At 41.8% G+C, this 11,297-nt stretch carries 10 protein-coding genes; 3 read left to right on the top strand and 7 right to left on the bottom strand.

The features are described 5' to 3' along the window. Nucleotides 1-80: 80 nt before the first annotated feature. A complete protein-coding gene (locus LD39_RS02285) occupies nucleotides 81-1,382 on the bottom strand; it encodes an extracellular solute-binding protein (protein ID WP_035542451.1) in 1,302 nt (433 codons plus the stop codon). A gap of 280 nt (nucleotides 1,383-1,662) precedes the next feature. Between LD39_RS02285 and LD39_RS02280 the strand changes: the two genes are divergently transcribed. After that, entirely contained in the window at nucleotides 1,663-3,402 is a 1,740-nt protein-coding gene (locus tag LD39_RS02280) for a glycoside hydrolase family 13 protein (RefSeq protein WP_035542449.1), read from the top strand. Nucleotides 3,403-3,629: 227 nt separating this feature from the next. Beyond that, nucleotides 3,630-4,565, top strand: a complete 936-nt coding sequence (locus LD39_RS02275) for a nuclease-related domain-containing protein (RefSeq protein WP_035542446.1) — start codon at nucleotides 3,630-3,632, stop codon at nucleotides 4,563-4,565. Nucleotides 4,566-4,694: 129 nt separating this feature from the next. On the opposite strand, the gene LD39_RS02270 is transcribed toward LD39_RS02275, so the two are convergent. Beyond that, on the bottom strand, nucleotides 4,695-5,642 hold the full coding sequence (locus LD39_RS02270; RefSeq protein WP_035542443.1) for an alpha/beta fold hydrolase: 948 nt from the start codon (nucleotides 5,640-5,642) through the stop codon (nucleotides 4,695-4,697). Between the two features lie 159 nt (nucleotides 5,643-5,801). Between LD39_RS02270 and LD39_RS02265 the strand changes: the two genes are divergently transcribed. Further along, nucleotides 5,802-7,160, top strand: a complete 1,359-nt coding sequence (locus LD39_RS02265; protein WP_369793210.1) for a glucoamylase family protein — start codon at nucleotides 5,802-5,804, stop codon at nucleotides 7,158-7,160. Nucleotides 7,161-7,266: 106 nt separating this feature from the next. On the opposite strand, the gene LD39_RS02260 is transcribed toward LD39_RS02265, so the two are convergent. The 5 genes from LD39_RS02260 to LD39_RS02240 form a co-directional block, all read right to left on the bottom strand. Then, complete coding sequence (locus LD39_RS02260) at nucleotides 7,267-7,713, bottom strand: hypothetical protein (RefSeq protein WP_035542441.1); 447 nt, start codon at nucleotides 7,711-7,713, stop codon at nucleotides 7,267-7,269. A gap of 152 nt (nucleotides 7,714-7,865) precedes the next feature. Next, nucleotides 7,866-8,867, bottom strand: coding sequence for a LacI family DNA-binding transcriptional regulator (locus LD39_RS02255; protein ID WP_035542440.1), 1,002 nt, complete (start codon nucleotides 8,865-8,867; stop codon nucleotides 7,866-7,868). A 63-nt stretch (nucleotides 8,868-8,930) separates the two neighbouring features. Further along, nucleotides 8,931-9,761 carry a carbohydrate ABC transporter permease gene (locus tag LD39_RS02250; RefSeq protein ID WP_035542439.1) on the bottom strand — a complete coding sequence of 277 codons (831 nt, stop codon included), beginning with the start codon at nucleotides 9,759-9,761 and terminating at the stop codon, nucleotides 8,931-8,933. A 19-nt stretch (nucleotides 9,762-9,780) separates the two neighbouring features. Further along, nucleotides 9,781-10,665, bottom strand: a complete 885-nt coding sequence (locus LD39_RS02245) for a carbohydrate ABC transporter permease (RefSeq protein ID WP_035542438.1) — start codon at nucleotides 10,663-10,665, stop codon at nucleotides 9,781-9,783. A 76-nt stretch (nucleotides 10,666-10,741) separates the two neighbouring features. Next, nucleotides 10,742-11,297: extracellular solute-binding protein (locus LD39_RS02240; protein WP_035542437.1), on the bottom strand; the 556-nt coding region annotated here is incomplete at its 5' end.

Here is an 11,297-nt window from a genome sequence, read left to right as displayed (position 1 = left end):
CATGTTCAGGCTCCTTTCTCTGTTTGCTATTCTTTAAAAAAGAAGCAGCACCCGCTTTGACCCGGGTGCCGCCCTCCCGTTTATTCGTTACCTGAGTGATTCAATTCAATTTGTTTCTCAATAGTTTCTACTGCTTCATTCAGTGCATCTTCTGGAGAGGACTTACCTGTCGCAACCAATTGCAGTGCTTGTGCCATTGGCTCCCAAACCTCACTCATTTCAGGAATGTTCGGCATTGGAACTCCACGCTCAGATTGAACTGCAACCGCAGATGCTCTTTCGTTATCAGCAATAATCGGATCTTCAATTAAGGAATTAACTGGAGGAATTTCACCAGTTTTTTCAAAACGAATTTTCGCATTTTCTTCATTCGCAAGCCATTCGACTAGCTTCGTTGACCATTCTTTGTTCTCAGACATTGCTGATACGTGCCAGCCTTTAACACCGATGAATGTTTGTGGATACTCACCATTTGGCAGTTTTGGAAGTGGAGCAACACCAAAGTCAATTCCAGCTTCGTCTAGAGCCTGGTAAGCCCAAGGGCCGTCCATCATAGAAGCTACATTACCATCTTGGAATAGCCCATCTTTTGCAGAGCCGCCACTTTCCCCAACAATTCCGCTTGGGAAAATTTCTTCATACCATTTTTGAACATAGTTTGCACCTTCAATGGCACCTTCGTTGTTCAGACCAAGGTCTTGAGGGTTTAATTTTCCGTCTGCACGATCAAATACATACCCACCGTAACCAGACAAGACCGCATTACCAAAGTAGAAGTTGTCCCAAAGAGCAAGGAAGCCGTACTTCTCTTTGCCAGCGAAATCCTTAGAGAATTCAAATAGTTCATCAAAGTTTTCTGGCACTTCTTGCATGTGTTCTTTGTTATAGATGAAGACTGGAGTTTCCGTAGACTTCGGAAGTCCATATAATTTTCCATTGTATGTTTCAGCATTAACAGATGCTTCTGTATAAATATCAGTGACAGAACTGTCAACTTCAAGTGGTGCAAGAAGTCCTTCTGTAGCCAATTGACCAATTTGGTCGTGTGGAATAGTCAAAACATCCGGGCCTGTCCCAGCTGGACCATCTAGACGTAGACGTTCACGCATATCACTGGCCATATCTAATTCTTCATACTCGACTTCGATTCCATATTCTTCTTCGAAACTAGCAATGGCCGGCTCAAGTCCGACTCCTCTCTCTTTGTCTTCCCAGATTACTAGTTTCTCAGGTTTCTCTGGCATGCCATCTTCAGAAGAAGAATTTCCTTCACTATCTGAAGACCCTCCTGAGCTCGCTTCTTCTTCACGATCCGGCGCACAGGCAGCCAACAAACCAACAGCAAGAAAGGCGACGAGTAAGACACTTAACCATTTCTTCATCAATAAGTTCCCCCTTATATTTTCACTTCACGTTAAACGTGAATAAATGCAAAAGTTAGTGAAAACGATTGCACATTTCTTGATTCTTATTATACAAACCCACGATATTTTTGCAAGCGTTTTCTCATATTTTTATATTTTAAATTTAAATCTATTTTCATAGAAAATATACCGCTTTCATTGTTTTAATTGACTTCAAGGCTATAATTCTATACTTTATTTATAGAAAGATGAATTTGAAAAATATTGTGCAAGCGATTGTTCAGAAGGGATGATATTTTTGTTAAAAGAAGCGATCTACCATCGACCGAAAAATAATTTCGCCTATGCTTACGATAGAGAAACCATTCATATCCGTTTACGTACGAAGAGAGATGACCTCGACACTGTTACCCTTGTCCACGGGGACCCGTATGTATGGGAAGATGGAGAATGGCAATTCGAAAAGAAGACCATGGAGAAAAGCGGAAGCGATGAGCTGTTCGATTACTGGTTCGCTTCGTTGAAACCTCCATATCGACGTTTACGCTATTCTTTCCTATTGGAAGATTCAAAGGAAGTTTTGACGTACACAGAAAAGGGATTCTATGAGAAGGTACCTGTCGATGATATTGCCTACCACTTCTGCTTCCCATTCATGAATGAAGCAGACGTCTTCCAGGCACCCGAGTGGGTGAAGGATACGGTCTGGTATCAGATTTTCCCTGAGAGGTTCGGAAACGGAGATCCATCAAGAGATCCAAAGGGTACCCTCGCGTGGGCAAGTGAAGATCCAAAGCCAGATAGTTTCTTTGGGGGCGATTTCCAAGGAGTGATCGATCACCTGGACCACCTTGAGAAACTTGGCGTTAACGGCATTTATTTCACTCCTATATTTAAGGCGTATTCAAACCATAAATATGACACCATTGATTACATGGAAATCGACCCCCAGTTCGGAGACAAAGAGACCTTCCGCAAACTTGTGAGAAAATGCCATGAACGAGGCATTCGTGTCATGCTCGATGCTGTGTTTAACCATAGCGGTTATTATTTTGCTCCATTTCAGGATGTATTGGAAAATGGTATAAAATCCGATTACTACGATTGGTTCCATCTATGGGAAAAAGAAGTGAAAACAGAGCCTCAACCGAATTACGACGCGTTTGCTTTTGTACCCGAAATGCCGAAGTTGAACACTGAAAATCCAGAAGTGAAGCAATACCTATTGGATGTCGCCCGCTACTGGATCGAAGAGTTCGATATCGACGGCTGGCGTCTCGATGTCGCAAACGAGGTGGATCACGCTTTTTGGAGAGACTTCCGCAGAACGGTAAAATCCGCTAAACCAGAAGCCTATATCCTCGGAGAAATTTGGCACGATTCAATGCCATGGCTGCAGGGTGATCAATTTGATGCAGTCATGAACTACCCATTCACGAATGCTGTGTTGAAATTTTTCAATGGAGAAATTACTTTGGATCACTTTAAAAATCAAATTTCTCATGTTCAGCATATGTACCCAGAGAATGTGAACAAAGTGGCCTTTAACCTCCTCGACAGCCATGATACACCAAGAATCCTAACCTATACGGATGGGAAGAAAGAGGCCGTGAAGCTTATGTACCTTTTCCAGCTTTCTTATGAAGGTACGCCATGCATCTATTACGGAGATGAAGTCGGGATGACAGGAGGAGAAGATCCGGGTTGCAGGAAATGCATGATCTGGGATAAGCAGGAACAGGATCTTGAGTTATTTTCTTTTGTCCAAAAACTGATTGAATTGCGGAAATCTGAGTCGGCGTTTGGGAATAACGGTCGAATGTCCTTCAAGGAAAGTACAGACAATATTCTCATCTATCAAAAAGACTCTGGAGATCAGTCACTACTGTTTATTATCAATGCGACCGAGAAAGCACAGAGCGTTCCTTTAGGAAAAAAAGTGGGAGATGTGCTTCTTTCAAGTGATCAGGCTGAAGTGGAAGACGAGGCTGTGAGGCTTCCTGCTTATGGCTATGCCGTAATTGAGCTGACTGAATAGGTTTCGATTGGCGTTTCGCTGATATATTTCGTTTTTTGCCGATATATATCAGCGTTCGCCGATATGTGTCACTATTCGCCGATAAAAGTTAATCTCCGCTGATATCTTCCGCAAAACGATCATTATCCCACCTCCCCCTCTTCTATTTTTCAAAATTGATATGATAGCAGGAACCAAGGCCATTAATATCTAATCTAATCAACATAAAGAAGAAAGGTGTTGATTCTATGATTGTAAAAAATCGAGAAATTCCATTTAGCTTGAGACAGTTGGAAACTTTAGATAGACGGCTCGTTACGACTCATCCCAAATACACATTCCTCAAAGATAAGTTAGCCTTAGAACTTGCCGGCCACAAAGGTGAAATGGCTCTGCATTATCCTCTCTCATTTTGTACAAAAGACCACTTCATTTTTCACGATTTACGCTTGTGGGATGGCTCACATTTCTTCCAGAATGATACGATTATCTTAACAAGTAATTACATCCTTCTTATTGAAGCAAAATATATGGCTGGTACCCTGAATTACGATGATAAACAGCTTACTAGAGATGATCTTCAAGGGTTTGATAATCCGATTCACCAAGTAAATAGACACAAACACCAACTTAAAAAATGGCTATCCCTCCACTCCTTTCCCCTTCCACCTATCTACTGCCTAGTTACGAACAGCCATCCTCGCTGTGTTATTCAGGCGCATACTCTTGAAGCTGGCATAGTCATTCGAACTTATGATCTTCCTGAAAAGATAAGAGAATTGGATACCCTCCCGTCTCCTACACCGATCTCCCTGGATGAACTACATAATATTTCATCAGCTCTTCATAATGACCATCGCCCCCACTCCTTCAACTATATAGCCACAATGGACATTCAGCCCTCAGATTTAAAGACAGGTGTTCATTGTCCATCCTGCCGTTATGTTCCTTTAAACAGAAAGCACGGCACTTGGCACTGTCCCAAATGCCATCGTTCAGACAAACACGCCCATATAGAAGCTTTACAAGACTACAGCTTGTTATTGGATAATGAGATTACTAATGAAAAGGCGAGAAAATTTTTAAGAGTTGAATCTCCTTTCCAAACGAAACGCATCCTTCAATCGATATCTTCAAATCAGAAAGGAAAGAACAAAGGAAGAAAGTACTATCTTGATCTCTAAATCGCTGATAAAATTAATTTTTCGCTGATATATATCGGCAATCGCCGATAAAACATCCAGCTTTGACGATAAACACTGAAAACACCTCAGGTCATCCAGATTCTGGATGACCTGAGGTGTTATACCCACTCACAAATATTCATTTACGTAAGCGATGGTCTTATCGATATGAGAAACCATGCTCACATCATGACCTGAAAACGGGTAAATCTCCAAGGACTTCGGTGCCTTCACATGATTGTACACCCCAAATATTGGCTGGGGCGGACAAATCAAATCCTTCAATCCAACCGACATTCGCGTCCGGCAAGAAATCTTCTGTACCAAATTAAGATTATCGAAATAAGAGAGCGTCTCATAAACGCGCTCTATTTTTTCTGGATAACGGTGAAGAAAGTTCTCCACAAACGTCAAAGATCCCTCGAATTTTTGCTGAATCGCCAGCCCTAAATCACACATGTTCGGAATATCTGCAACTGCGAGCTTCGGTCGATCATCAAGGGCAGCCACCGCAAGAGTAATTCCGCCCCCCATGCTCGCCCCCATCAATCCGATCCGCTCTGGATCGACTTCATCTCGAGAACAGGCAAAATCAATCGCTCGTACTCCATCCATATACACTTTCCGGTAGTAATACTCTTCTTTATCCAGAATCCCTTTTATCACCCAGGAACCAAGGGCATCAGAGGAATAGCTCGAATAATCCCCCGTCTCGCCTTGACCGCGCACATCGATGACGATGACCGCATAGCCCTGGATTAACCACGTCATATATTCAGAAACCGATCCTTTATTTCCAGTGTATCCATGGAAAAAGATGAGACAAGGAAGTTTCCCTTCCGTTTCTCTTGGCACAATATAATAGCCATGAATCGGTGTTCCATCAAACCCTGCATACGTCACATCATAAGCCTTGACTTCCTTAATTGGATAATCCCGTTCGAGAAGATTTTCATTTAATGGCTTGTTTCTCGTTTCCTCCAAGGTACTCTGCCAGAATGAGTCATGGTCTGGCAGCTTAGTAGGTACCGGTTTGTACATTTCCATCTCTTTTATGTACTCCTGTATATGCTGCATCTTATAACCTCCTAAAATAAATGATTAAAACATATGCAATTCCCTTCCTACTTTTTAACTATCAGAATAATAACACAGTTCATACTATTACATTATTTACCTCGAAACCATACTCTTGTAAACTAGTAATCGAAACGTTTCACCAAATCTAGAAAGGAAGTGTATCTATTGAAAAAGTTCACCATTTTGTTCTTGGCACTCATCTTAACCATTAGTGCCGCTATGCCCACCTCCTCACTTGCTGCACCGAAAGGGAAAGAAGTCGCTTTATCTAAACAATTGAAAGCGGTATCAAAGAAAACGTATCGATACTTTGAAGACTTCACAGTAGAAAAAACAGGACTTCCCTACGATGCCGTCCGTTATAATGAAGACGGGGAAATGACTGCACAGAAACACACCTCTCCAACCAACATCGGCATGTACATGATGAGCACGATCGCTGCTGAAGAAACTGGTTTAATCTCCCGCAAAGAATCAATAGAAAAGATTCAAACAACATTGAACTCCCTCGAAGATATGAAAAAATGGAACGGGTTATTTTACAATTGGTACAACACTTCTGATGGATCACTATATACAGACTGGGGTGAATTCATTTCCACTGTCGACAATGGCTGGTTGTCTGCTGGTCTAATTGTAGTTGGTCAAGCTTATCCAGAGCTTTATGAGCAGTCTAATGAAATCGTTCAAAACATGGACTATTCCACCCTCTATACTCCTGAAGTCGGACAAATGAGAGGTGGATATGACGTAGCTGCTGGAAGTTATACGGCCCACCATTATGGCGCTTTTTATACAGAACCGCGAATAGCGAGTTACATTGCCATCGGTAAAGGGGATGTACCTGAAGAACACTGGTGGAGGATGTTCCGTACGATGCCGGAAAGCTGGGATTGGCAGCAGCAAACCCCAGAAGGATATACAACCACATATGACGGGATCGATGTCTTTGAAGGTCACTACAGCTATAACGGTAAAAAGTATGTACCAAGCTGGGGTGGAAGCATGTTTGAAGCACTCATGCCTCAACTCGTCCTTAAAGAGAAAGAACTCGGAAAAGATGCCCTTGGCCTAAACAACCAGCGACACGCGGAAATCCAAATTGAGTATGCAAAAGAACAAGGATATGCAGCTTGGGGCATGTCACCAGCCGCTACACCAGACGGATACTCGGAATTTGCAGCTACGCCTTTAGGAACCGATGGGTACAAATCTGACGGAACGGTTACACCTCATGCAACCTTCCTAACATTAGATTACACGCCGATAGAAGCGTTTAAGAACATCCAACAATTGAAACGTTTCGATACTTATGGTAAATATGGATTTTTTGATTCCGTAAACGTTGAAACCGGTGAAGTGACCAATGCTTATCTCGCACTTGACCAGGGAATGATCATGGTGTCGATCGCAAACTACTTACACGAAGGAGTTATTCAAGATTATTTCCACTCCTCCGAAATTGGAAAAGCACCTGAAGAACTATTGAAAAAAGAAACATTTTCTATAAAATAACAAGCTATGTGAATTTCCTTTTGAATTTTGAAACTAGAAAGGCACTTCTCTTCATAGAGTGAAGTGCCTTTTCTTGTATATATGTAATCTACTATTCTTATGTATGTTATTCCTCACACAACCATACCTGACCGTTGGTTAACTCAGCATAGACTTCCTTATCACATCCATTTATTATCTGGTCGACTTCTTTTTCTACCACTGATGAATCAGAATTCTCTACTTTAATGGTCGTTTCATTTACCCGTTCTTTTACTGTTCCATAACTTTCTACATAATAACCCTCGTTGCTGCTCCAATTTTTCATGGCATTGTCATTCTTTGCTTCATTATTTGCTGCATCAAAGAGTAGAAAGACTCCACTCAAGGCACCTAAAAGTACAAAAGCCCAAGCTGAGTAAAGAAAGGTATCCATTTGATTTTTTGGCAAATCAATTTTTTTCTTAGAAATAGCAACGATGACTACAATACCAATTAGGATAACAGCTACAGCGACAAACAACCATCCCAAGTGATTTTGTTCCGTTCCATATTCCATTAATACATTTTCCATAATTATTCTCACCCTCAAAATTTCAATATAATAACAATTATTCTATCATATTTTTTATAGCAGGACCTTTTAACCATTACTTTCATGTAATTAAATTCTAGCAAGCCTATTAAGCAATCGACATGAAGAAAACCCGATGATTCAGCTAAGAATCACCGGGTTCCCTTATTTCTCTTTACAGAAGAGCGTTCAACAAATTCTGTTGATAAATTATAGTTTCTTTCTACCTTTTCCCCCGCAAGCATCTGAAAGATCATGTGTACGGATAAAGCACCCGCTTCGTACTTGGGTTGACGGACCGTGGTAAGAGGAGGATGGACGTACTCGGATAATTGAATATCATCAAAACCGACGATCGAGACGTCATCAGGAACAGAAATCCCTTTTTCATGAAACGCCTGCAGACCACCAATGGCCATTTCATCATTGGCATAAAAAATCGCATCCGGTAAGTTCTGCTGAGCAATCAGCATCTTCGTAGCTCGATAGCCCCCTTCACGGGTGAACTCTCCTCCCATTTTTAAACGTGATTGGTAGGGAATATTATTGTCTTTCAGCGCGTCCATATACCCCTTAAAACGCTCCTCGTTATCATGAGAGTCGATCGGCCCACTTACAAAGCCAATGGAACGGTGACCATTCTGGATCAGGTGCTCCGTTGCCTGATATCCTCCCTGGCGATTGTTGACCTCCACATGGATGGCATACGGATTTTCTACATTACGATCCAGGACAACTATTGGAAAGTCCTCTCGTGCTGACTCTTCAATCGCTTTTGTAGAGATATTGTGAGCTAAAATAATCGCTCCGTCCACGCGTTTTTCTCTAAGGAATTTAGTCGCTGTTGACCGGTCTCCCCCAACAGAACTGCAGGCAATCAAATCATACTGATTGCTTGCGGTCACTTCCTGAACCCCCTTAATCAATTCAGAAAAATAAGGTCCGGACATATCGCTTAAAATGAGAGCAATCGTATTCGTTTTTGTCCGCTTCAAATCCGAAGCGAAACCATTCTTCTGATAATTCAATTCTCTCGCGGCCTTCAGAACTTTATCAACCGTAGCTGCACTGACTTTTTCATTGCCGTTCAAGGCATAGGAAGCCGTTGATACAGCTACTCCTGCTCGTTTAGCCACATCTTTGATCGTAGCCATAGAAATCCTCCATCTATATGGTTCATTAGTTCTATTGTAACAGTTTTCTCTCTAAATTCGATTCTACTTGATGCCGGACATCGTAAATCCTTCCACAATATACTTTTGGAAAAAGGCGAAGATAATGATGATCGGAACGACCATGAACGCGGCACCGGCCATTTGCAAGGCGAAGTTATTCGCATATTGTCCTTGTAATAAGGACAGCCCTACGGACAATGTGTAAAGACTTTCGTCATTGGCGATAATCAATGGCCATAAGAAGCTATTCCAGCCAGCGATGAATGTAAGGATGCCTTGCACGGCAAAGATTGGTTTTGCAATCGGAACCACTAAACGGAAGAAAATGTAGAACTCTCCCGCACCATCAAGTCTCGCCGCCTCAATCAAATCATCCGGAATCGTCGTCATGAACTGCCGGAACAGGAAAATACTGAAGGCGACAGCCAAGCCAGGCAGGACGATCCCTGTCATCGTGTTGGTTAAACCCATATAATTGAGCAAAAGGTAGACTGGAATCATCGTGACTTGTCCTGGAATCATCATTGTAGCCAGAACGATATAAAAGATCTTTTCCCGTCCCTTGAAGTTATACTTCGCAAACCCGTAACCGGCCATGGCATTGAATAAGAGCCCTATGAATGAGAAGAACACGATTACTAATGTATTTCTCAAGTAAACGGCAAAATTCATATTTGTAAACAAATTAATGTAGTTTTCAATCGTCGGGTTATCCGGAATGATCGTTGGCGGAATCGCCAGCACTTCACTTTCCGGCTTAAACGAGCTTGAGATCATCCAGATGAACGGAATCGAAACGAGGATCCCACCTGCAACCATAATGAAAATAACAATCGACTTTTCCAGCTTGCTTTTCTTTGTTGCTGCAGCCATAAGCTTCCACTCCCCTCTCTTAATATTCCGTATCTGATTTTCTGAATTTGAATTGAATCAAAGTGACAAGGATGATCATGGCAAACAGAATAAAAGATCCTGCGGCTGCATAACCGAATTCACTGAACTGGAAACCTTCTTTATAAATGAACAAAGCAATGGAAATCGTTCCATCTAAAGGTCCCCCATCCGTCATGACGAACGGTTCTTCGAAGAACTGCATCCAGCCAATCAGCGTTGTCACAGTAACAAAGAAGGTCGCATAGCGGAGCAAAGGCAGAGTAACATTGAACAGCACTTGTAAACGATTAGCTCCATCCATTTCAGCCGCTTCATAATAGGATTTTGGAATCCCTTGAAGAGCAGCCAGAAAAATGATCATATTAATGCCAATCCCTTTCCAAACCGCTAGAAGAATCAACGATATTTTCGCAATCGTCGGTTCTTCTAACCAGGGAACGTTCTCAACAGAAAGAAACGAAAGCAGATAGTTAAATAAGCCGTATTCGGTGTTATAAAGATAGCCCCAGATCACTGCAACAGCGATAATGTTCGTAATCGACGGCATATAAAACACGGCTCTGAACGTATTGAATACCCAGCTTGTTCCGTAGTTGAGCAGCAAGGCAATCGATAACGAGCAAATAATGACAAGAGGAACACCGATCACAACGTAGAAAAGGGTGTTGAAAATCGATTTAATGAATGTACTGTCTGAGAATAAATCCTTGTAATTTTCAAAGCCGATGAACGTGATGTTTGACCAGTCCGCCAGTCCTTTCAAGTTCATATCGGTAAAACTGATAACAAAAGCAATCACGATTGGAATCAAGCTGAATAACGATAGTAAAAGAACAGCCGGTCCAATAAACATATAAGGGTGTCTGTTTTTGAACTGTTTCATGAAAACCCACCTATCTGAACATGACATGGATAAAAGATGATGGAATGATCGCTCATCCCATCACCCAATCCTTTGTTTATTCTTCAATCAATTCTTGTGCTTTTTGGTTGAATGCTTTGAGTTCCTTGTCTAAGTCTGCACCGCCTTCAGTAATGCGTTCAATCGAAGCAAGGAGTTCTTGAGCAATCCTTTCAAAGTGTTCGGTCTGTAAACCTGGGTTCGTATTTTCCAATTGTTTCCCGAATGTGGCATAGTTCGGATCTTCTTGCATTACTGGTTTTTCCCAAGCTTTCATACGCGACGGAAGCGTATTGGACTCTTCCAGCCAGTCCATTTGTGTCTCTACATCCGTCATGAAGGAAATATATTTCAATGCGCCTTCAACGTTGTCTGAGCTTTCAAATACAGAAAGCAGGGATCCACCCATCATGGATGTATTTGTTTCTTTTGTAGGCATGACAGCAGTCGCCCATTTCCCTTCAAGATCTGGTGCCTGATCATTGATGATATTGATCATCCAAGGACCACTAAAGAACATCGGTTTTGACCCTTCTTTAAAGGCTTCGACTATGTCTATACCTTGCTGTGTTGGACTTAAGCCTTCTTCAAAATAGCTTGCATAATACTCTAAC

The organism is Halobacillus sp. BBL2006 (assembly GCF_000786645.1).
Lineage (GTDB): Bacteria > Bacillota > Bacilli > Bacillales > Halobacillaceae > Halobacillus.
This window is presented reverse-complemented; position numbering and strand designations above follow the sequence as displayed.